This window comes from Amycolatopsis sp. NPDC104863 (assembly GCF_055582965.1).
This window is the reverse complement of record NZ_JBVJOW010000001.1, coordinates 758752-782626: the sequence shown is the minus strand read 5'-3', so window position 1 is coordinate 782626 and position 23875 is coordinate 758752. Positions and strand designations below refer to the sequence as shown.

The window sequence follows — 23875 nt, the reverse complement described above, 5'->3', positions numbered from 1 at the left end:
GGTCAGTGCGCGGCCGCGGCCGTGCGCCGCTGCACCAGCTCGGTCATCCGCTCGACGGTGCGGAAGTTGTCCAGCTTCAGCTCCTCGTTGGGGATCCGCGTGGCGAACGCCTTCTCGATGAACATGACGAGCTCCATCGCGAAGAGCGAGTTCACGAAGCCGAGGGCGAAGATGTCCTGCTCGTCGGTGAACGACAGGCCGGGGAACTTCGCCCCGATGAAGGTGCGGATCTCGCCGCGGACGTCCTGCGACATGGGAAAGCCTCTCTCGTGTGGGGGAAGGGGGCGCCGGCGGCTCAGCCGGCGCCGGCCGCGCTGTAGGAGTAGAAGCCCTTGCCGCTCTTGCGGCCGTGCAGCCCGGCCGCGGTCATCTGCTTGAGCAGCGGGCAGGGGCGGTACTTGCCGTCGTTGAACTCGTCGTAGAGCACCTCGACGCTGTAGAGGATCGTGTCGACGCCGATCAGGTCCGCGGTCTCCAGCGGGCCCATCGGGTGGCCGAAGCAGCTGCGGAACACCTCGTCGACGGTCGCCGCGTCGGCGACACCTTCGTGCACCAGGAAAGCGGCCTCGTTGACGGTGAGCATGAGCACGCGGTTGGAGACGAACCCCGAGGCGTCGTTGACCGGGATCGGCTTCTTGCCCATCGACTCCAGCAGCGTCCGGACGATGTCCTTCGTGGACTCGCTGGTGTGGTAGCCGGGGATGAACTCGCACGCCGGCTTCATCGGCACCGGGTTCATGAAGTGCACGCCCATCACCTTGTCCGGGCGCGAGGTGAGCGCGGCGACCTTGGTGATCGGGATGGCCGAGGTGTTGACGACGAAGACGGTGTCGGCCTTGCAGGCCTCGTCGAGCTTCGGGTAGAGGCGGGACTTCAGGTCCCAGTTCTCGGTGATGTTCTCGATCACGACCTCGGCCTCGGCGAGCAGCTCGAGCTCGGTGCCGGTGGTGATCCGGCCGAGCACGGCCTCGGCGTCGAGCTCGGGGCCGCCGAGCATCCGGCTCATCCGGCACTCGAGCTCGATCCGGTCGCGGGCGTCGGCCAGCTTGCCCGGGTCGACGTCCACGAGCACGGCGTCGTGCCCGCTGGTGGCGAGGTTCTGCGCGACCCCGGTGCCCATCACACCGGCGCCGACGACTCCGACGAGGCTCATCGTTCCTCCTTGGCTGCGTTGCTCGTGGTCAGGTCCAGCACGCCGTCGAGCCGGCCGTGCGTCGCGCGCACGGCGTCGGCTCCCCCGGGCTGTTCGCCGGCGAACAGGACCGTGGCGCCCAGCTCGGTGGCGAGCCGGGTGGCGAGGTCTCGGGCGGTCCGGTCGAGCTCGCCTTCGACGAGGTAGACCGGCCGCTCCGCCGTCGTTTCCGCGGACCGCGCGCCGAGGGCGACCTCGGCCGCCGACCGCGTCGTCGTCGGTTCGATCCAGTACCGCTCGCGGTGGAACGCGTAACCGGGCAGCGTGGTCTTGCGCGGTTCGCGGCCGGCGTGGCAGGCACGCCAGTCCACGTCCGCGCCGGACAACCACGCCCGGCCGAGCGCCTCCGCGAGCACCGCCGTGTCCGGGCGGGGATCGGCTTCGCCCGGCAACGTCGGCACCAGCAGCGGCCAGGACTCCTGCGGGAAGTCCGGGTGGCCGCGGAACATCGAGCCCAGCGACTGCCCGGCTCCCAGCTCCAGGACCACCGTGTCAGGTGCGGCACTGGCGAGATGCTCGATCATCGCGGCGAACCGGACCGGGCGGCACATGTGCTCGGCCCAGTAGCCCGGGTCCTTGAGCTGCTTCGCGGTGATCGGCGCGCCGGTGACGTTGGACAGGTACGGGACGTCCGGCTCGCGCGGGGTGAGGTGCTGCCGGGCCCAGGCCGTCAGCTCGGCTGCGGCCGGCCGCAGCGAGCGCGAGTGGAAGGCGTGGGTCGTCCGCAGCGGACGTGCGGGAACGCCGTGTTCGGCGAGCGCGGCGGCCAGCTTCTCGACGCCCTCGGCGGGGCCGGAGACCACGATCATGCGCGGCCCGTTGACCGCGGCGACGTCGACGCCGAACGCCGTCACGTCGCCGACCAGCCTGGTGAGCTCGTCGGCGCCGACCGGGACGGCGGCCATCGCGCCGGGCGGCAGCTTCTCGACCAGCTGCGCGCGGAACGCGACCAGGGCGGTCGCCTCCTCGAGGCTCAGCGCGCCCGAGAGCGCGGCGGCGGCGAACTCGCCGACGCTGTAGCCGGCGAGCACCGACGGCTCGACACCCCAGGCGCGCAGCAGGCGGCCCAGCGCGTAGCCGAGGGTGAACACCGCAGGCTGCGTGACCGCCGGGCCTGCTTCCTCGCTGTCGGTGGCGCGGCCGAGCAGCCGGGCCAGGTCGCCGCCGTCGCCGCCGCGGGCGCCCAGCAGGGTTTCGGTCGGGTCGCTGCCGAGGTGCTGCTTGAAGAGCGCCGCGCACTCGTCGACGGCGGCCTTGAACTCCGGCTCGCTGTCGTAGAGGCCGCCCGCCATGCCGCGGTACTGCTCGCCGACACCGGCGAGCAGGAAGGCCGTCCGCCGTGGCTTCGTGTCGGCCTCGGCGACGATCCGGTTCTCGGCGGTGAACGCGTCGGCGGCGTCGTCCAGGGACGAGACGACGGTCATCCGGCGGTGCTCGAACGCCTTGCGCCCGGCCTGCAGCGTGTAGGCGACGTCGGCGAGGTCCGTCCACTCCGGACGGTGGGCGGCGAGCCGGTCGGTGGCCGCGTCGGCGGCTTCGGCCGTCCGCGCCGACCAGACAAGCAGGTGGTGCGGCCGCGGCGCCGGCCGCACCGGGTGGTCCTCCGGGGCCTCCTCGATGACGACGTGCGCGTCGGTGCCGCCGAAGCCGTAGGCGCTCACCCCGGCCAGGCGCGGCCGCTCGCCGCGCGGCCAGTCGGCCAGCTCCGCCTGCACGACCAGCTTGTCGCCGCTCTGCGCGAGCTGGGGGTTGGGGGTGCTGAAGTTGACCGCGGGCGGCAGCTTCTCGTGGTGCAGCGCGAGGGCGGCCTTGATGAACCGGGCGATGCCGCCGGCCTGGTTGATGTGCCCGAGGTTCGCGTCGATCGAGCCGAGGGTGACCTTCTCGACGCCCTCGACGTCGAAGATCTTCTGCAGTGCGCAGATCTCCGCAACGTCCCCGAACGGCGTGCCCAAAGTGGACACTTCGACGTGGTCGATCTCGGCCGGCTCGACGTCGGCGGCGGCCATCGCCTCGGCGACGACAGCGGCCTGGCCCGGCACGCCCGGCAGGTTGAAGCCCTGCCGCGCGCGGTTGCCCTCGTGGTGGATGGCCCAGCCGCGGACCACGGCGTACACGCGGTCGCCGTCGGCCTGCGCGTCTTCGAGGCGGCGCAGGACGATCACGCCCAGGCCGTTGCCCGGGACCTTGCCGTTGGCGCCGGCGTCGAGGATGCGGTTGATCCCGTCGGGGGCGAACCGGCTGCCCTCGCGGTAGAGGTAGCCGGGGTCCTGCGGCACGACGACCGACACCGCGCCCGCCACGACCAGGTCGGACTCGCCGGTCAGCAGGCTCGAGCAGGCCTGGGCGACCGCGGCGAGCGCGGTCGAGCTGCAGCTCTGCACGCTCACCGACGGCCCGGTCAGGTCGAGCGCGAACGACAGCCGCGACGCCAGCAGGTCCTTCTCGTTCTGCAGGATCAGCTGGTCCGGGCCGACGGTCAGCGCCGTGACGTCGTTCTGCAGCAGATTCGACATCAGGTACGTGCTCGGCGCGCCGCCGGCGAACACGCCGGCCAGGCCCTCGATCTTGTCGGGGTCGACCCCCGCGTCCTCCAGGGCGTGCCAGGAGCACTCGAGGAACAGCCGGTGCTGCGGGTCGAGCAGTTCGGCGTCCGCGCGGCTGTAGCCGAAGAAGTCGGCGTCGAAGCGGTCGATGTCCGGCAGCAGCCCGGCCGCGGGCACGAACGCCGGGTCGTCGGCGACCTCGGGCGCGACCCCGGCGGCGAGCAGCTCGTCGCGGGTCATCCGGGTGATGCCGTCGCGGCCGGCGCACAGGTCGGCCCAGAACTTGCCGATGTCGGGCGCACCGGGGAAGTTCCCGGCCATGCCGACGATCGCGATGTCGTCGCCGGTGTCCCTGGGTTGCGTGGTCATGGTCTACCTTCCGGTCCGGCTCGGGCGTTTGCGGAGGTTCGCGGCGCGGGCGCGGCGGCGCTCGCCGCGCGCGGCGACGTCTTCGGCGGCTTCGGCGGGCGCGGCGGCCCCGGCCGCGGGGGCCGCGTCCGGCTCGCCGAGCAGCGTGACGAACTCCGCGATGGTCGGTTTCTCGAACAGGCTGGCCGGGGCGAGCTCGACGCCGAACTCCTTGGCGACGCGGCCGATCAGCACCAGGCCGATCAGCGAGGTGCCGCCGAGGTCGAAGAACGGGTCGTGCACGCCGACCTCTTCCAGGCCGAGGCAGTCACACCACGCGGCGGCGACGCGTTCCTCGGCGGGTGTCCGCGGCGCGACCAGCGCGGTGCGCAGGTCGGGGCGCGGGTAGCGCTCGCCGGAGGGGACCGCGGCGTCGGCGCCGACCAGCGCGTCGACCGAGCCCATCCGGGCCAGGGCGGCGAGGACGTCGGTCAGCGGCAGCGGCAGCACCGTGACCTGGGACTCGCCGGAGGCGACGATCCGCGAGAGCAGCTCGGTGCCTTCTTCGGCGCCGATGCCGAACTCCTCGCGGAACCGCTTGGAGCCTTCCTGCGCCTCCGCCGAGCCGGACAGCCCGGCCGAGGTCCACGCGTCCAGCTGCCACGGGCCCCACGCCACCGACACGACCCGCTCGGCCGCCTTGCCGGAGGCCGACTCGACGGCGGCGAAGCCGTCGAGGAAGGCATTGGCCGCGGAGTAGTCGGTCTCGCCGACCCCGACGGTCAGGGTGACCGTCGAGGAGTACAGGACCAGCAGCTCGACCGGGTCGACGCGCAGCGCTTCGGCCAGGGCGAGGGTGCCGTCGATCTTCGGGGCGAGGACGGCGGCCGCCTGCTCGCGGGTCTTGTTCTGCAGCAGGCCACCACCGGCGATGCCCGCCGCGTGGATCACGCCGTCCAGGCCACCGAAGTAGCCGCGGACCTCGGCCAGCAGCGCGGCGGCCTCACCGGGGACGCTGACGTCGGCTTTCACGGTGAGCACGTCGGCGCCGAGGGCCCGCAGGTCGCGGACGGCCAGCAGCACGGTGCTCGTGCGGTCGTCGACGCCGTGCTCGCGGATCCAGTCGTCCCAGGTGTCCTCGGGCGGCAGCGCGGTGCGTCCCGCCAGCGCCAGGTTGACCCCGAGCGGCGCGAGCCGCCGGGCCAGCGCGAGCCCGAGTACCCCGAGGCCACCGGTGACGAGGTAGGTGCCGCCGGGTTTCCACGCGCTCGCGTCGTCGACCTCGGGCAGCTGGACGACGTCGTAGTCGCGCAGCCACCGCCGCCCGCGGCGCCAGGCCGCGACCGCGACGCCGTCGACGGTGTCCACTGTGGACGCGGCGAGGAGATCGAGCTCGTGCAGCGCCTGGGTGGCGGTGTCGCCGTCGAGGTCGGCGTACTGGGCGCGGACCAGGGGGTATTCGGCGGCGATGGCGTCGGTCATGGCGGCGATGGTCGGCGCGAACGGGTCGGTGGCGTCCCCGCCGAGGACGTCGTACCCGCCCCGGCCGAGGGAGAGCAGTTCGACACGGCGGCCGTTTGTCTCGGCGCCGATGGCCTTGCCGAGCCACATCAGGCTGTAGAAGCCGGCTTCGAGGTCGGTGCCGGTGAGGCCGTGGGTGTGCACGATCCGCAGCGGCCCATCTCCCTTCGCCTGGGCGAGCACCCGGCGGTAACCGTCCACATCGGACGGCTCGATCCCGGCCCGCGTGACGTCGTGCCCGGCGGCTTCGGCGGCGGCCTCGAAGCCGTCGAGGGTGCCGAACAGGATGATCTCCCCCGGGGTGGCGGGGACGCGGCGGGTGCTGTCGCGGCGCCACGTCGGCGTGTGGGCGGCGAGGCCGTCCTTGACCGGGGCGGCGGGTTCGGCGGTGGCCTGGCCCGCGGTCATCTGGGTCATGGACCAGCCGCTGCCGCGCGACTCGACCTCGGGCCAGTAGCGGATGCGCTGGAAACGGTAGGCAGGCAGGCGGACGAGCTGGCGGTCCGTGTCCGGCCAGGTGACCGGGACGCCGTGCTCCCAGAGGGCGCCGAGCGCGGTGAGCCAGGCTTCGCGGCCGGGCTGCGGCTGCAGCGAGACGGCCGGCGTCTGCGAGAGGTAGCGACCGGCGGCTTCGGCCCCGGCGTCGCCGAGCCCGGCCTCGACGAGGACTTCGGCGTAGCGGGCGAGGGCGAGCAGGCCGTCCTCGAAACGGTCGTCGGAGATGCGCCAGTGGGCGGGGTCGGCGGCTTCGGCGGCGGTGAGGAGCTCCCCGGTGCGCGGGGAGATGACGGGGATCCTGGGGGCTTCGGCGGCCGGAACGGCTCCGCCGAGGGCGAGGTCGAGGCCGTCGGCGAGGGTGAACAGCCCGCCGGCGACGGCGGCGACGTGCTCGCCGGTGCCGCGGCCCAGGATGACGGCGGGTTCAAGGCCCCAGGCGGCGAGCAGCCGGGTGAGGGCGTACTCGGCCGCGAAGGTCGCAGCCCGCTCGTCCGTCGAGAGGTCCTTCACCGTCGCGACCTCGTCGATCGCCGCCTGGAAGGCCGGTTCCGTGCGGTACAGCTCGTCCGACCACGTTCCGTGCGTCCCGGGCAGCAGCAGCCCGAACCGGCGCCGGTCGGTCACCGCCGAGCCGCCGTTCACCTCGCGCAGCGCGGTGATCGCCTCGGCGGTGTCACGCACCAGCACCGCCTTGCGCAGCGGCAACGCACTGCGCCCGGCCTGCGTCGTGAAGGCGACGTCGGCCAGCTCGAGCTCCGGGTGCCCGGAAAGGTGGTCCGCCAACGCCGAAGCGTTCGCGCGCAACCCGGCCTCCCCCTGCCCGGAGACGGTCAGCAGCTGCCACTCCGGACCGGACACCGGCGCCGGAGCGGGTGCGGCCGCGTCGAGGACGAAGTGGACGTTCGATCCCGACCAGCCGAACGAGCTCACCCCGGCCCGCAGCACCCCGGCGGCGTTGGCCGGGAAGGGGCGCGAACCCGGCACCGGACGCACCGGCCCGTCCACCGTCACCACGGAGTTCGGCGTGCTCATGTGCAGGTTCCCCGGCAAGGTCGCGTTCTCCAGCGACAGCACGGTCTTGATCAGCCCCGCCATCCCCGCCGCGGCGAGCGTGTGCCCGACGTTGGACTTCACCGCGCCCACGAACAAAGGCTCCGGAGCCGACCGCTCGGCGAAGATCTCCTTCAACGCCGTGAACTCGATCGCGTCACCCAGCTGCGTGCCGGACCCGTGCGCCTCGACGAACCCGATCTCGTCCGGCGTCACCCCGGCGTCGGCCAGCGCCGCGCGGATGACCGCGTTCTGGGCCGCGCGGTTGGGCGCGGTGAGGCCGTTGCTGCGGCCGTCCTGGTTGGTCGCCGAGCCGCGGATGATCGCGCGGGCGCGGCCGGCGTCGGCCGCGCGGCGCAGCACCACGACCCCGCCGCCTTCGCCGATGACGTAACCGTCGGCGGTCTCGTCGAACGTCTTCGTGCGGCCGTCCGCCGCGAGCATGCTCATCTTGCAGGACTGGATGAACACGTCCGGGTTGATCATCGCGGACGTCGCGCCGACGATCGCGATGTCGCACTCGCCCCGGCGCAGGCTCTGCACGGCCAGGTGCGCCGCACTCAGCGCCGACGAGCACGCCGTGTCGACCGTCAGGCACGGGCCGCGCAGGTCCAGCAGGTGCGCGATGCGCCCGGCGGCCGCGGACAGCGAGCTGCCGAGGCCGAAGTACGGGTCGTCGGCCGCGTCGATGCCGTCGGCCTCCAGCTGCCGCATGCTGTACTGCATCGTGTCGATCAGCCCGGCGAACACGCCGGTGCGGCTGCCGCGCAGCTCCTCGGCGGTCAGGCCGGCGTCCTCCAGGCCTTCCCAGACCAGCTCCATGAGCAGCCGGAACGACGGGTCGAGCCGCCGCGCCTCCTGCGGCGAGAGGCCGAAGAACCCGGCGTCCCAGCCGGCGAGGTCGGAGACGAACGCGCCCTGCTGCGTGTACGCCTTGCCGGGCGCGGTGCGGTCGGGGTCGTAGTAGTCGGCGGCCGTCCAGCGGTCCGGCGGCACCTCGCGCACCAGGTCCTTGCCCTCGACGAGGTTCGTCCAGAACTGCTCGGGCGTGTCACTGCCGCCGGCGAACCGGCACGACAGCCCGACGACGGCGACGTCCTGCCCCGCGGCGGCGGCCTGGCCGGTCACCACCGGCCGGTCGTCCCGGGCACCGGGCGCGAGCGACGCCAGCAGGTGCGCGGCCAGCGCGGCCGGGGTGGCGTGGTCGAACACCATCGTGGGCGGCAGCCCCAGCCCGGTCTCGGTGTTGATCCGGCCGCGCAGCTCGATCGCGGTCAGCGAGTCGATACCGAGCTTGGTGAACTGCTGCCCGGCCGGCACGCCGTCGGTGTGCCCGAGCACCGCCGCGGTGTGGGTCAGCACCAGCTCCGTGACGACGCGCTCGCGTTCAGCCTCGGGCAATCCCGCGAGCCGGGTCCGCCATGCTTCCGCGGCCTCCGCGCCTTCTTCGGCGCGAGCCGCCTCGGCCTCGGCGATCGCGACGACCTCGGGCAGGTCGGCCAGCAGCGGGCTCGGCCGCAGCGCGGCGAACGGCGGCGCGAACTTCTCCCAGTTCAGCTCGGCGACGGTCAGCGCGGTCTCGTCGCGGTCCAGCGCGTGCCCGAGCGCGACCAGCCCGGTCTCCGGCGCCATCGCCGGGACACCCAGGCCGCTCAGCAGCTCGTCGAGGTCCGCACCGACCCCCATGCCGACCTGACCCCAGCGTCCCCACGCGATCGACGTCGCGGGCAGCCCCTGCGCCCGCCGCCGCTGGGCGACGGCTTCCAGGTGCGCGTTCGCGGCGCCGTAGGCACTCTGGACGGCGTTGCCGATGGACGCGGCGATCGACGAGAACAGCACAAACGCGTCGAGGTCGAGGCCGTCGGTCAGCTCTTCGAGGTTGCGCGTTCCGGCGACCTTCGGGCGCAGGACGTTCGCGTAACGCTCGCGGTCCATCGACTCGACCAGGCCGAGTTCGAGGACACCGGCGAGGTGGAACACCGCGCGCAAGTCATCGCGGATCGGCTCGATCACGGCGGCCAGGGCGTCGCGGTCGGCGACGTCGCAGGCGGCGATCGTCACGCGGTCCCCGGCGAGCTCCTTCGCGCCGGCCGCGTCCAGACCTTGGCGGGACACGAGAACCACGTGCTCGGCGCCGTGGTCGAGCAGCCAGCGCGTGACAACCCCGCCCAGGCCACCGGTACCGCCGGTGACGAGCACGGTGCCACGCGGCTGCCACGAGCGTTTCGGCTCGCCGACCTCGGCGTGCGCAAGACGACGGCCTAAGGCACCGGACGCGCGGACGGCGACCTGGTCCTCCCCACGCGGGCCGGTGATGACGTCGCGCAGCAGCGCGACGGCCCGCTCCGCCGGCTCGGCCGGGACGTCGACGAGGCCGCCCCAGCCCTGCGGGTTCTCCAGGGCGGCGGCGCGGCCGAAGCCCCACAGCTGGGCCTGGGCCGGCGCGTCGGGCGCGTCGTCCGGGCCGGTCGAGACGGCGCCGCGGGTCAGCGTCCACAGCGGACCCTGCGGATCACGCGCCGCCAGTGCCTGGACCAGGGTCATCGTGGCCTCGGCGCCGAAGGACAGGCCGTCGGTCTCGGTCTCGTCGAGGGCCAGCAGGGAGAGGATGCCGTCGAAGTGCTCGTCGGGCAGCTCGACGTGGTCGGGGCGCTCGACGACCAGGCGCTCTACGTCGCCCAGGGCGTTGGCGGCCGCGTCGATCCAGGGGTGCTCGCCGGGCGCCGTGACGAGCAGCCAGCGGCCCGGCGCAGTCGACGCAGCAGGTGTGAACGGCTGCCAGCGGACGTGGTACGCGAGCGAGTCGGCCTCGGCGGACAGCGAGCGGGCGCGGCGGTAACGGGTCAGTGCGGGCAGGACCGTCCCGAGTGGAGCGTCCACATCGGACAGCTTCAGCTCGGCGGCGAACTCGCCGAGATCACCGCTCTCGACAACCGACCAGAACCGGCCGTCCTCGGCGGCGACCATCTGCGTGCCCGGGTCCTCCAGCCAGAAGCGCTTGCGCTGGAACGGGTACGTCGGCAGGTCGACACGGCGGGCGCCGCTGCCGGAGAGGTAGGCGGCCCAGTCGACGCGCGCGCCGTGAGCGTGCAGCTGACCGAGCGCGGTGACGAGGGTCTGCGCCTGGTCGCGGTCCTTGCGCTGGGCCGCGGCGAAGACGGCGTCGTCCGGCCGCACCGAACGGCCCATCGGGGTGAGCGCGGCGTCCGGGCCGACCTCGAGGAACGTCGTCGCGCCCTGGGCGTGCAGGGTCTCGACGGCGTCGGCGAACCGGACGGTGCCGCGGACGTGCTCGGCCCAGTAGGCCGGGTCGGTCAGCCGGTCGGTGGGCTCGCCGGTCAGCGTCGAGACGACGGGGATCGTCGGCTCATGGAAGGCCAAAGTCCGCGCGACCGCGGTGAACTCGGCGAGCATCGGCTCCATCAGCGCCGAGTGGAACGCGTGCGACACCGAGAGCCGCGTCGAACGGCGGCCGGGGAACTTCTCGGCGACAGCCAGGGTCGCGGCTTCGGCCCCGGACAGGACCACCGCACGCGGGCCGTTGACGGCGGCGAGCGCAACTTCGTCGGACAGGTGCGGGCGGACCTCGTCTTCGGTGGCTTCGAGGGCGAGCATCGCGCCCCCCTCGGGCAGCGCCTGCATGAGACGACCGCGAGCGAGCACCAGCTTCGCCGCGTCCGCCAGGGACAGCACCCCGGCGACGTGCGCGGCAGCCAGCTCGCCGATCGAGTGCCCGGCCAGGAAGTCCGGCGTGACACCCCAGGACGTCACCAGCCGGTAGAGCGCGACCTCGAAGGCGAACAGCGCGGGCTGCGCGAACTCCGTCCGGTCGAGACGGGCGGCGTCGGCGCCGAAGACGACGTCACGGACGCCGGGCAGGTGCGCGCAGATCTCGTCGAACGCCGAGGCGAACGCCGGGAAGACCTCGTGGAGGCGGCGGCCCATGCCGAGCCGCTGCGCCCCCTGGCCGGTGAACAGGACGGCCAGGCGGCCGCCGGTGTCGCTGCCGTTGGTGGTCGCCGCCTCGCCGGCGGCCAGCGCTCGCAGGCCCGCCGCGAGTTCGCCGCGGTTCGTGCCGGTGACCACCGCCCGGTGCTCCAGCGCGGCCCGGCCGGCGACGAGCGAGAGCGCGACGTCAACCGGCTCCGCCCCCGATTCATCCACAGTGGACAGCAAAGCGGCGGCCTGCGCCTTCACCGCCGCGGGAGAAGCTCCCGAAAGGACATACGGAACCACCGGCGGCGCAAAAACCTCACGCTCCGAAGCGGGCTCGTCGACCGGCTGCTCCAGGATCACGTGCGCGTTGGTCCCGCTGATCCCGAACGACGACACCCCCGCGCGGCGCGGCCGGTCGGCCGTCGGCCACTCCCGGCGCGAGGACAGGACTTCGACCGCCCCGGCGGACCAGTCGACGTGCGGCGACGGCTTGTCGACGTGCAGCGTCGCAGGCAGGACGCCGTGCCGCATCGCCTCGACGACCTTGACGATCCCGGCGATGCCCGCCGCGGCCTGGGTGTGCCCGATGTTGGACTTCACCGACCCGAGCCACAACGGCGTCTCGCGGTCCCGGCCGTAGGTGGCGAGCAGGGCCTGCGCCTCGATCGGGTCACCAAGGGCGGTGCCGGTGCCGTGCGCTTCGACCATGTCGACGTCCGAAGTGGACAGTCCGGCGTTCGCCAGCGCCGACCGGATCACCCGCTGCTGCGAGGGACCGTTCGGCGCGGTGAGACCACTGGACGCGCCGTCGGAGTTGACCGCGCTACCGCGGACCAGCGCCAGCACCGGGTGACCGTTGCGCCGGGCGTCGGAAAGCCGTTCCAGGACGAGCATCCCGGCGCCCTCGGCCCAGTTCGTGCCGTCGGCCGCGGCCGCGAACGGCTTGCAGCGGCCGTCCGGCGCGAGGCCACGCTGCCGGGAGAACTCGACAAACGCCCCGGGCGTCGCCATCACGGTGACACCGCCGGCCAGCGCCAGGGTGCACTCCCCCGACCGCAGCGCGCGGGCGGCGAGGTGCAGAGCGACCAGGGACGACGAGCACGCCGTGTCGATCGACACCGACGGCCCCTCCAGGCCGAGCGCGTACGACACGCGGCCCGAGACCACCGAGCCCGAGGTCCCGATGCCGAGGTAGCCCTCGTGTTCCTCCGGCAGCGCCGTCAGCCGCGACGCGTAGTCGGTGAAGCCGACGCCCGCGAACACACCGGTCGCGCTGCCCTTGAGCGACGCCGGGTTGATGCCGGCCCGCTCGACCGCCTCCCACGCCGTCTCCAGCAGCAGCCGCTGCTGGGGGTCGGTCGCCTCCGCCTCACGCGGCGAGATGCCGAACAGCTCGGCGTCGAACTCGGCCGCGTCGTGCAGGAACCCGCCCTCGCGGACGTAGCTGGTGCCCGGCTTGGACGCGTCGAGGTCGTGGATCGCGTCGGTGTCCCAGCCGCGGTCCGCCGGCCACGGCGAGATCGCGTCGACACCGCCGTCGACCACGTCCCACAGCTGGTCCGGGGTGCGGACCCCGCCGGGGAACCGGCAGCTCATCGCGACGATCGCGACGGGCTCGGTCTCCTTCTCCCGCGCGTCCGCCAGCTCGCGGCGGCTCTCACGCAGGTCGGCCGCCATCCGCTTGAGGTAGTCGACGTACTGCTCTTCCGAAGGCATGGGTCACGGCTCCCGAGGGGCTGGAGGGCGGGTCAGCGCGGGCCGAACTCGTCGTCGATCAGCGCGAGGAGGTCGTCCGGGGACGCGGCTTCGAGGTCGGCGGTGGCGAGCGCGGGCTTCTTCGCCGCCCACGCCGACACCAGCCGCTTCAGCCGGTTGTCGATCTCCGCGTCGGCGGGGTCGGCGCCGTCGAGGAGGGCTTCGAGCCGGGTGATCTGCTCGGTCACCGCGGCCCCGGGGCCGGTCTCGGGGGCGAGCTCGGCCTGCAGGTACTTGGCCAGCGCGTCGGGCGCCGGGTAGTCGAACACGACGGTCGTGGGCAGGCTCAGCCCGGTCGCGGCGGCCAGCGCGGCCCGGAACTCGACCGCGGTCAGCGAGTCGAAGCCCAGGTCGAGGAAGCCACGCGCCGGGGCGATCGCGGCCGGGGTCGTGTGCCCGAGCACGGTCGCGGCGTGCCCGCGGACCAGGTCGAGCAGCGTGCGCTCCTGCTCGGACCCGGCCTGGCCGGCGAGCTTGCGCCGCAGCTCCCCGGCGTCGGCGGCCGCGGCCCGGCGCCGCACCGCGGGCACCAGGTCCCGCAGCACCGGCGGCAGCAGCCCGGCCCCGGCGGCCGCGGCGAGCGCGGTCCGGTCCAGCTTGACCGGCACCTGCGAGGCGACGTCGGTGGTGAGCGCCCGGTCGAACAGCGCGAGGCCTTCGTCGAGCAACAGCGCGGGGAAACCGGTGCGGCTGAGCCGTTGCGCGGCCGCGGTGTCGAGCGCGCCGCCCATGCCGTCGGCCCAGCGGCCCCAGGCCAGCGACCGGGCCGGCAGGCCGAGAGCCCGCCGGTGCACGGCCAGTCCGTCGAGGAACGCGTTCGCCGCCGCGTAGTTGGCCTGCCCGGCGTTGCCGAGGACCCCGGCAGCCGAGGAGAACAGGACAAACGCGGCGAGTTCGTGGCCCTTGGTCAGCTCGTGCAGGTGCCAAGCGGCCCCGGCCTTGGGCGCGAAGACGCCGTCGAGCCGCTCCGGCGTCTGGGCTTCGACCAGACCGTCGTCGAGGACGCCGGCCGCGTGCACCACGCCGGTCAGGCGCGGAATCCCGGCGAGCAGGGCTTCCAGGGCGCCACGGTCGGCGACGTCGCAGGCCACGACCCGGGCGCCGAGTTCGTCGGCCAGCTCGGCCGCGCCGGGCGCGTCGAGCCCACGACGGCTGGTGAGCACCAGGTCGGTGACGCCGTGGTTCCGCACGAGGTGCCGGGCGATTTGGGCGCCGAGCCCGCCGGTGCCGCCCGTGACGAGCACGGTGCCGCCGGCCAGTTCGGGCGCTTCAATGACCGGACCGCTGACGGTGGCCAGCTTCGGCGCGTACGCCTGGCCGTCCCGCAGCAGCAGCTGGCCTTCGCCGGTGGCGAGCGCGCGGCCCAGGGCCGTCGTGTCGCCGTCGCCGTCGACCAGGACGAACCGGTCCGGGTGCTCCGACTGCGCCGAGCGCACCAGACCCCAGACGGCCGCCGCGGCCGGGTCGGCACCGTCCTCTTCGGACAGCCCGGTCGCCCCGGCGGTCAGCACGACCAGACGGCTTTCGGCGAACTTCGGCTCGGTGAGCCATTCCTGCACGGCGGTCAGCACTCCGGCGAGGTCACCGTCCGACTCGGACACTTCCAGCACGACCGCGTCCGGGACCTCGTCACCGAGGTCTTCGCGACGCGTCCACGTCGTCTCGGCGGTGCCGAGCGCGACCGGCGTCCAGGCCAGCCGGTGCAGGTGCTCCTGCTCGGAGCCCGCGACGGCCGGGCGTTCGCCGAAGGTGATCTCGGCGGACAGGACCGGCTCGCCGGAGACGTCGAAGACGGCCAGCTTGCCGTTCTCCACCCGAGCCCGGACCGTGGTGGCGCCGGTGGCGTGCAGGGTGACGTTCCGCCAGCCGGCGGGCCAGCCGTGCTCGGCCAGCAGCGGGTCCAGCAGTTCGGGGTGCAAGCCGTAGAGCTGGGCGGTGTCGTCGGACGCGCCGGGCACGGTCAGCTCGGTGAGCGGGCCGTCGGCGACCGGCGCCGGGGCGGGAGTGCCGACCAGGAAGCCGGTGGCGTGCCGCTGCCAGTCCCGGCCGCCGCGGGTGTGGATCGAGACCGGACGGCGGCCGTCGGCTTCGGGTCCGACGGCGACCTGGACCTCGCGGTCCCCGGCCAGCGGAGCCTCGACGGCCAGCTCGGCGATGGTGCCCGCGCCGACCTCGTCACCGGCGCGGATGGCCAGCTCGACGAGCAGCGTGTCCGACGGCTCGGCGGGCAGGACGCCGGTGCACAGCACCGAACCGTCCCCGGCCGAGGTGACCGCGCCGGCCAGCACCGGGTGGCCGAGACCGCCGGCGGCACGGGCCACGGCGGGCTCGCGCAGCCAGAACCGCTCGTGCTGGAAGGCGTAGGTCGGCAGGTCGATCACCTGGGGCCGGGCGGGAGCGTAGAACGCCGTCCAGTCGACGTCGACGCCGACGACGTGCAGCCGCGCCAACGCCGTGACGGCCGTGGCCGGCTCGTCGTGGTCCGCGCGCAGGGCGGGGACGGCCGTGCCCGCGTCCGCGGCCAGGGCCGACAGCACGGCGTCCGGGCCGATCTCCAGGAACGTCGTCACACCTTCGGCCTTCAGGGTCGCGACGGCGTCGGCGAACCGGACCGGCTCGCGGACGTGCCGGACCCAGTGCGCCGGGTCGGTCAGATCGGTGCCCGAGGACACCACCGGGATCGACGGCTCGGCGTAGGTCAGCTGACCGGCGACGGCGGCGAAGTCGTCGAGCATCGGGTCCATCAGCGCCGAGTGGAAGGCGTGCGAGACGTCGAGGCGCTTGATCTTGCGGCCCCGCGCTTCCAACGCCGCCGCGGCGGCCAGCACCGGCTCCTCGGCACCCGAAAGCACCACGGCCTGCGGGCCGTTGATCGCGGCGATGCTCACGTCGGTGAACTCGGCGACCTCCTCTTCGGACGCCTGCACCGCGACCATCGCGCCGCCCTCGGGCAGCGCCTCCATCAGGCGGCCGCGGGCCTCGATCAGCTTGGCCGCGTCCGCCAGGGTCAGCACCCCGGTGACGTGCGCCGCGGCGATCTCGCCGATCGAGTGCCCGGCGACAAACGCCGGCCGCACACCCCACGACTCGTAGAGCCGGAAGAGGGCGACTTCGAGGGCGAAGATGGCGGGCTGGGCGAGCCCGGTCCGGCCGAGCGCGACGGCGTCGTTGACGTCGCGCACGGCCGGGAGCAGTTCGGCGATCTCGTCGTAGGCCGCCGCGAACGCCGGGAACGCGGCGTACAGGCCGCGGCCCATCCCGGCCCGCTGGGAGCCCTGGCCGGTGAAGAGGAAGGCCAGGCGGCCCGGCGCGGTCTCGCCGGTCACCAGGTGCGCCGACGTCCCGCCGGCGGCCAGCGCCTGCAGCCCGGCGGCCGGGTCGCCGACAACCACCGCGCGGTGAGCGTGGTGCGTGCGGGTGGTGGCCAGCGAGAAGCCGACGTCCGCCGGGTTGTCCACAGTGGACAGCAGGCGCGAAGCCTGCGCGGCGAGCGCGGCCGGGGTGCGGCCCGAGATCGGGTACGCGGCCACGGGCAGCGGCTGCGTCGGCTCTGGCTCGGCCGCGGCCGGCGCCTGTTCGAGGATGACGTGGGCGTTGGTGCCGCTGATGCCGAACGACGACACCCCGGCGCGACGCGGGCGTCCGGTCTCCGGCCACTGCTCCTGCGTGCCGAGGAGTGTGATCTCACCGGCTTCCCAGTCGACGTGCGGGGTCGGCTCGTCGAGGTGCAGGCTCGCCGGGACAACCCCCTGGCGCATGGCCTCGACCATCTTGATGATCCCGGCGACCCCCGCCGCGGCCTGCGTGTGGCCGATGTTGGATTTCACCGAGCCGAGCAGCAGCGGCCGCTCGCGGCCCTGGCCGTAGGTGGCCAGGAGGGCTTGGGCTTCGATCGGGTCGCCCAGCGGCGTCCCGGTGCCGTGCGCCTCGACAACGTCCACAGTGGACGCCTCGACACCCGCGTTGGCCAGCGCCGCGCGAATGACACGCTGCTGCGACGGGCCGTTGGGGGCGGTGAGGCCGTTGGACGCGCCGTCCTGGTTGACCGCGGATCCGGCGACGACGGCCAGGACGTGGTGACCGTGGCGGCGGGCGTCGGAAAGCCTTTCCAGGACGAGGATCCCGACACCTTCGGCCCAGTTCGTGCCGTCGGCCGCGGCCGCGAACGGCTTGCAGCGGCCGTCCGGCGCGAGGCCGCGCTGGCGGGAGAACTCGACGAACATGTCCGGTGACGCCATCACGTTGACACCACCGGCGAGGGCGAGCGTGCACTCCCCCGACCGCAGCGACTGGGCCGCGAGGTGCACGGCGACCAGCGACGACGAGCACGCCGTGTCCACCGACACCGCGGGGCCTTCGAGGCCGAGCGCGTAGGCGACACGCCCGGAGATGACACTGCTGAACGACGCCGTGCCGAGGAAGCCCTCGACCTGCTCGGGGATGGCGCTCAGCCGCGAGACGTAGTCGTTGGACAGCGCGCCGGCGAACACCCCGGTGCTGGTGCCGCGCAGCGAGGACGGGTCGATACCCGCCCGCTCCAAGGCCTCCCACGCCGTCTCCAGGACCTGACGCTGCTGCGGGTCCATCGCGAGGGCTTCGCGCGGTGAGATGCCGAAGAACTCGGGGTCGAAGTCGCCCGCGTTGTAGAGGAACGCGCCCTCGGAGGCGTACGTCGTGCCGCGGTGGTCGGGGTCCGGGTGGAACAGGGAGTCGAGGGGCCAGTCACGGTCGGTCGGGAAGTCGCCGACGCCGTCACGGGCTTCTGCGACGAGCTGCCACAGCTCGCTCGGCGAGGTGACGCCGCCCGGGTAGCGGCAGCCCATGCCGACGATGACGATCGGGTCGTCCGGGGAGGAACCGGCGCCGGCCGCGCTGGGGGCGACCACGGCCGGGGCCGGCTCCTCGGTCCCGATCAGCTCGGCGCGCAGGAACGTGCTCAGCGCGGCGGGCGTCGGGTGGTCGAAGACGAGCGTCGCGGGCAGCCGGAGGCCGGTCGCGGCGCCGAGGCGGTTGCGGAGCTCGACCGCGGTGAGCGAGTCGAACCCGATTTCGTTGAACGCGCGGGTCGCGGCGATGCCCGCCGCGTCCGCGTGACCGAGGACCTGCGCGACTTCGCGGCGCACCAGCTCCAGCAGCAGTTCGTCCTGCTCCGCGCCGGGCAGGCCGGTGAGCTTGCGACGCAGCTCGCCCGCCTGCTCGGCCGTCGCCGTCTTGGCCTTGCCGCGGGTGGACCCGCCGACCAGCGACCGGATGAGCGGTGAGATCGGCGCGTCGCTGCCGCGCACGGTGGCGCGGTCGAGCTTCAGGCCGAGCAGGACGGCGTGGTCGAGGGAGACGGCGCGGTCGAACATCGCCATGCCCTCTTCGGGCGCGATCGGCGGGAACCCGCTGCGGCGCATGCGTTCCTCGCCCGCGTCACCCAGCTCGCCGCGCATGCCGCCGGACCACAGGCCCCACGCGACGGACTGCGCGGCCTTGCCCTCGGCGCGGCGGCGCGCGGCCAGGCCGTCGAGGAAGGCGTTGGCGGCGGCGTAGTTGCCCTGGCCCGGGTTTCCGAGCACACCGGCGGCCGAGGAGAACGTGGCGAACCAGCGCAGCGGCAGGTCCGCGGTCAGCTCGTGCAGGTGCCAGGCCGCGTCGGCCTTCGGGTACAGGACCCGGTCGAGACGCTCGGGGGTCAGGGTGTCGATCGGGCCGTCGTCGAGGACGCCGGCCGCGTGGATGACGCCGGTCAGGTTCGGGATCCCGGCGAGCAGCGTGGCGACGGCATCGCGGTCGGAGCTGTCGCACGCGGTGATGGTGACGTTCCCGCCGAGCCCGGTCAGCTCTTCGGCCAGCTCGGCCGCGCCCGGGGCGTCCGGGCCGCGACGGCTGGTCAGCACCAGGTCGCGGAGGCCGTGCTCGGTGATCAGGTGCCGCGACAGCATCGCGCCGAGGCCGCCGGTGCCGCCGGTGATGAGGACTGTCCCGTCGGGACGCTTCGGGATGGTCAGCACCAGCTTGCCGATGTGCTTGGCCTGGCTCAGCAGCCGGAACGCCTCGGGTGCGCGGCGAACGTCCCAGACGCGACGCGGCAGCGGCTCGAACGTCCCCGCCGCGAACGGCTCGAGGACCTCGGCCCACATGCGGGAGAACTGCTCCGGACCGGCTTCGATGAGGTCGTAGGGCCGGTAGTGGACGCCGGTGTGCTGCGCGGCGACCTCGTCGGGGTCGCGCAGGCCCGCCTTGCCCATCTCGAGGAACCGGCCGCCACGCGGCAGCAGCCGCAGGGACGCGTCGACGAAGTCGCCGGTGAGCGCGTCGAGCACAACGTCGACACCGCGGCCTTCGCTGGTCGCGAGGAACTGCTGCTCGAAGTCGAGGGTGCGGGAGTTGGCGATGTGGGCGTCGTCGAGCCCGGCCTCGCGCAGGATGTGCTGCTTGGCGGGGCTCGCGGTGCTGTAGACCTCGGCGCCGAGGTGACGCGCGATCTGGATGGCCGCCATGCCGACACCACCGGCGCCGGCGTGGATCAGCACGCTCTCGCCCGGCTGCAGCCCGGCCAGCTCCTTCAGTCCGAAGTAGGCGGTGAGGAACACGAGCGGCACGGACGCGGCTTCTTCGTCGGTCCAGCTGCCGGGGATCCGCGCGCACATCGACCGCTGGGCGGTGGTGATCGTGCCGATGCCGCCGATCGCGACCCCCATGACGCGGTCGCCGGGGGCGAGATCGTCCACTTCGGACCCGACCTCGAGGACCACCCCGGCCACCTCGTTGCCGAGCGGGCCGGGCTCGCCGTCGAACATGCCGAGCACGTTGAGCGCGTCGCGGAAGTTCAGGCCCGCAGCCCCGACGGCGACGCGGATGTTCCCGGGCGCCAAGGGTTCCAGGGCTTGCGGGCACGGCTCCAGCCGCAGCTCCTCCAGGGTGCCGCGACCGGCCATGCCGAGCCGCCACGCGGTTTCGGCGGGCGGGACCAGCTCGTCCGTGCCCGGCAGCGGGCCGAGGCGCAGCGCGGAGAAGACGCCGTCGCGCAGGGTCAGCTGCGGTTCGCCGGTGGCGATGGCCGCGGCGACCTCGGAGTCGGAGAGATCGCCGGTCTCGGTGTCGATCAGGAGCACGCGGCCGGGCAGCTCGCTCTGCGCGGAGCGGCCGAGGCCCCAGACCGCGGCGGCGGCCGGGTCGACACGGCCGGTGGTGGCGTCGGCGGTGACGATGACCAGCTTGGCGTCGGCGAAGCGGTCTTCGGTCGACCACTGCTGCAGGACGGCCAGGACCTCGCGGGTGGCGAGCCGGGCGCTCTCGGCGGCGTCGTCCGGGTCGGTCAGCACCGGCAGGACGACAACCGGCGGCACGTCCCCGCCACCGAGGCGGCCGTGGAAGGACCAGCCGACCGGCTCGGGGTCGGCGGGCGTCGGCAGCGGCGTCCAGTCGAGGCGCCACAGCGCGTCCAGGCCCGGCGTCGACGCGGTGAGCGGGCCCGCGGTGAGTTCGCGCAGGGTCAGCGAGCCGACCGTGGCGACGGGCGAACCGGTGCTGTCGGCCGCGCGCAGGGTGACCGCGCCCGACGCGTCCCGCGTGATGCGCAGCCGCAGCTGGGACGCGCCGGTCGCGTGCAGGGCGACGTCCTGCCAGAGGAACGGCAGCTGCGCGCCGCCGCCCCCGCCGGTGACCAGGCCGATCGCGTGCAGGCCCGCGTCGAGCAGGGCGGGGTGCAGGCCGAAGCGCTCGACATCGGCCTTGCCCGCGTCCTCCGGCAGCGCGGTCTCGGCGAAGATCTCGTCGCCGAGGCGCCAGGCGTGGGTGAGACCGCGGAAGGTCGGGCCGTACTCCATGCCCGCGGCGGCGAAGGCCGGGTAGACGTCGGTGAGGTCGACCGGGGTCGCGTCACGCGGCGGCCACGCGGTCAGGTCGAAGCCGGCGGCCGGGGCCGTCGGGGCGAGGGTGCCGGTGCCGTGCAGCGTCCAGGAGCCCTCGCCGGCGCGGGAGTAGACGGCCACGGCGCGGCGGCCGCTCTCGTCCGGCCCGGCGACGGCGACCTGGACGTCGAGGGCCCCGGCCAGGACCATCGGCTCACGCAGGGTCAGCTCTTCCAGGTGCGCGCACCCGGCTTCGTCCCCCGCGCGCAGGGCCAGCTCGACCAAAGCGGTGCCGGGCACGACGACCATGCCGCCGACGGCGTGGTCGGTCAGCCACGGGTGGGTGGACGGCGAGATCCGGCCGGTCAGCACAACCCCGGCGCCGTCGGCCAGCGTGACGGACGCGCCGAGCAGCGGGTGCCCGGCGTCGGCCAGGCCCAGCCCGCTCGGGTCACCGGCACTGCGGTTGCCGCGCAACCAGTAGATGTCGCGCTGGAAGGCGTAGGTCGGCAGGTCGATCGTGCGGGCGCCGGTCCCGGCGTAGAAGGCCGTCCAGTCGACGCGGGCGCCGCGGACGTGCAGCTCGGCCAGCACGGACATCGCGGTCAGCGCCTCGTCGCGGTCGCGCCGCAGCACCGGGACGGCGAGCACACCCTCGGCCGGCAGCGTCCGGGCGGCCATCCCGGCCAGCACCGAGTCGGGGCCGATCTCGACGAACCGGGAAACGCCCTCGCCACGCAGGAACTGGACGCCGTCGGCAAACCGGACCGGCTGGCGGACGTGCCGCGGCCAGTAGCCGGGGACGGTGACTTCGTCAGCGCCGGCGAGCCGACCGGTCACGTTGGACACCACCGGGATCGACGGCGCGTGGTAGGTCATCTCGTCGGCGATGGCGCCGAACTCGGCGAGCATGCCGTCCATCCGCGCGGAGTGCGACGCGTGGGAGATGTTGAGCCGCTTGGTCTTGCGGCCGCGCTCGGCGAACTTCGCCGCGAGGGCCTCGGCGACGGCTTCCTCGCCGGAGATGACGATCGAGTCGGGCGCGTTGAGGGCACCGATGGCGAGGCCGTCGGTCAGTTCGGCGGCGACCTCCTCCTCGGTGGCCTGGATGCCGATCATCGCGCCACCCGGCGGCTGCGCCTCCATCAGACGGCCGCGGGCGGTGATCATCCGGGCGGCGTCGGCGAGGTTCCAGACGCCGGCGACGTGCGCGGCGCCCAGCTCACCGGCGGAGTGGCCGACGACGTAGTCGGGGCGCGCGCCCCAGGACTCGTAGAGACGGAACAGCGCGACCTGCAGGGCGAACATCGCGGGCTGCGCGTAGGTCATCCGGTCGAGCAGCGACTGGTCGTCCCCGAAGACGATGTCGGCCAGCGGCCGGTCGAGGTGGGCGTCCAGAGCCGCGCAGGCCTCGTCGAACGCCGTACGGTACGCGGGGAACGTGTCGTACAGTTCGCGGCCCATGCCACAGCGCTGGGCGCCCATGCCGGAGAACAGGAACGCGGTGCGCCCGTGCAGCGGCTCACCGGTGACAACACCCGGCGCGGGGTCGCCGTTGGCCAGGGCGGTGAGCCCGGCCTTGAGGTCTTCCGCCGTGCGGCCGACGACGGCGGCCCGCGTCTCCAGCGCAGTGCGTGTGGTGGCCAGCGACCAGCCGAGGTCGAGCGGGTCGACGTCGTCCACAGTGGACAGCAGGGACCGAGCCGCACCCTGCAGCGCGGCCGGACCGCGGGCCGAGAGCAGCCACGGCTGGACGGCGGGCGGGGTCCGGTCCTCTTCGGACTCTTCGGGCGGGGGAGCCTGCTCCAGGATGACGTGCGCGTTGGTGCCACTGAGCCCGAAGGACGAGACACCCGCGCGGCGCGGACGCTCGGCGGACGGCCATTCCCGCCGTTCGGTGACCAGCTGCACCGCACCGGCGGACCAGTCGACGTGCGACGTCGGCTCGTCGACGTGCAGCGTCGCGGGCAGCACACCGTGGCGCATCGCCTCGATCATCTTGATGAGCCCGGCCGCGCCGGCCGCGGCCTGGCTGTGGCCGATGTTCGACTTGATCGAGCCGAGCCACAGCGGCTCGTCGCGCTCCTGGCCGTAGGTGGCCAGCAGGGCCTGGGCCTCGATCGGGTCACCCAGGGTGGTGCCGGTGCCGTGGGCTTCGACGGCGTCGACGTCCGCGGCGGTGAGCTTGGCGTTGGCCAGCGCGGCGCGGATGACCCGCTGCTGCGAAGGCCCGTTGGGCGCGGTGAGGCCGTTGGACGCGCCGTCCTGGTTGACCGCCGAGCCGCGGATCACCGCGAGGATGCGGTGACCGTTGCGCTTGGCGTCGGACAAGCGCTCCAGCAGGAGCATGCCCGCGCCCTCGGACCAGCCAGTGCCGTCGGAGCCCTGGGCGAAGGCCTTGCACCGGCCGTCCGGCGCCATGCCGCGCTGGCGGGAGAACTCGACGAACGTCTCCGGCGTCGCCATCACCGTGACGCCCCCGGCGAGGGCGAGCGAGCACTCCCCCGACCGCAGCGCGTGCGCGGCCAGGTGCACCGCGACCAGCGACGACGAGCACGCCGTGTCGATCGTGACGGCCGGGCCCTCCAGGCCGAGGGTGTAGGAGATCCGGCCGGACAGCACGCTGTTGGACGACCCGGTGCCGAGGAAGCCTTCGACCTCTTCGGACACCCCGTCGAACCCGGACACGTACTCGCTGCGCATCGCGCCGGCGAACACACCGGTGCCGCTGCCCTTCAGCGACGTCGTGTCCAGGCCCGCCCGCTCCAGCGCCTCCCAGGTGACCTCCAGCAGCAGCCGCTGCTGCGGGTCCATCGCCAGGGCCTCCCGCGGCGAGATGCCGAAGAAGCCCGCGTCGAACTCACCGGCGTCGTGCAGGAACCCGCCCTGGTTGCTGTAGGTGGTCCCGCGGTGCTCGGGGTCCGGGTGGTAGAGCGCCTCGGTGTCCCAGCCACGGTTGTCCGGGAACGCCGTGATGCCGTCGCCGCCCTCGGCGACCAGGTCCCACAGTCCCTCCGGCGAGGTGACACCGCCGGGGTACCGGCAGGCCATGCCGATCACGGCCAGCGGCTCGGAGCCGCTGTCCTCGGCCTCCTGCAGCCGTCGCCGCGTCTCGCGCAGCTCGGCGGTCAGCCGCTTGAAGTACTCGAGCGTCCGCTCGTCGGTGGTCATGACGGTGGTCCTCCTAGCGG

Annotated in this window: 5 protein-coding genes; all 5 read right to left on the bottom strand. The window is 73.9% G+C overall.

Annotated elements, in window-relative coordinates; translation table 11 throughout:
- Positions 1 to 2: 2 nt before the first annotated feature.
- Genes ACZ63J_RS03370 through ACZ63J_RS03350 form a run of 5 tightly spaced genes read right to left on the bottom strand, consistent with a single transcriptional unit; the run spans position 3 to position 23855 of the window.
- Positions 3 to 254 carry an acyl carrier protein gene (locus ACZ63J_RS03370; protein ID WP_395922619.1) on the bottom strand — a complete coding sequence of 84 codons (252 nt, stop codon included), beginning with the start codon at positions 252 to 254 and terminating at the stop codon, positions 3 to 5.
- A 41-nt stretch (positions 255 to 295) separates the two neighbouring features.
- Positions 296 to 1153, bottom strand: a complete 858-nt coding sequence (locus ACZ63J_RS03365; protein WP_465312142.1) for a 3-hydroxyacyl-CoA dehydrogenase family protein — start codon at positions 1151 to 1153, stop codon at positions 296 to 298.
- Positions 1150 to 4107 carry a type I polyketide synthase gene (locus ACZ63J_RS03360; RefSeq protein WP_465399945.1) on the bottom strand — a complete coding sequence of 986 codons (2958 nt, stop codon included), beginning with the start codon at positions 4105 to 4107 and terminating at the stop codon, positions 1150 to 1152. The genes ACZ63J_RS03365 and ACZ63J_RS03360 overlap by 4 nt, the downstream gene beginning before the upstream one ends.
- A 3-nt stretch (positions 4108 to 4110) precedes the next feature.
- The gene (locus tag ACZ63J_RS03355; protein WP_465399946.1) at positions 4111 to 12807 is read right to left on the bottom strand and encodes a type I polyketide synthase; all 8697 of its coding nucleotides are present in this window, start codon (positions 12805 to 12807) and stop codon (positions 4111 to 4113) included.
- 32 nt (positions 12808 to 12839) lie between these two features.
- On the bottom strand, positions 12840 to 23855 hold the full coding sequence (locus ACZ63J_RS03350) for an SDR family NAD(P)-dependent oxidoreductase (RefSeq protein ID WP_465399947.1): 11016 nt from the start codon (positions 23853 to 23855) through the stop codon (positions 12840 to 12842).
- Positions 23856 to 23875 lie beyond the last annotated feature (20 nt).

What these genes read in the sequence shown, in the direction of transcription:
- ACZ63J_RS03370 (WP_395922619.1), bottom strand. Translation starts at nt 254, where the DNA reads ATGTCGCAGGACGTCCGCGGCGAGATCCGCACCTTCATCGGGGCGAAG.
- ACZ63J_RS03365 (WP_465312142.1), bottom strand. Translation starts at nt 1,153, where the DNA reads ATGAGCCTCGTCGGAGTCGTCGGCGCCGGTGTGATGGGCACCGGGGTC.
- ACZ63J_RS03360 (WP_465399945.1), bottom strand. Translation starts at nt 4,107, where the DNA reads ATGACCACGCAACCCAGGGACACCGGCGACGACATCGCGATCGTCGGC.
- ACZ63J_RS03355 (WP_465399946.1), bottom strand. Translation starts at nt 12,807, where the DNA reads ATGCCTTCGGAAGAGCAGTACGTCGACTACCTCAAGCGGATGGCGGCC.
- ACZ63J_RS03350 (WP_465399947.1), bottom strand. Translation starts at nt 23,855, where the DNA reads ATGACCACCGACGAGCGGACGCTCGAGTACTTCAAGCGGCTGACCGCC.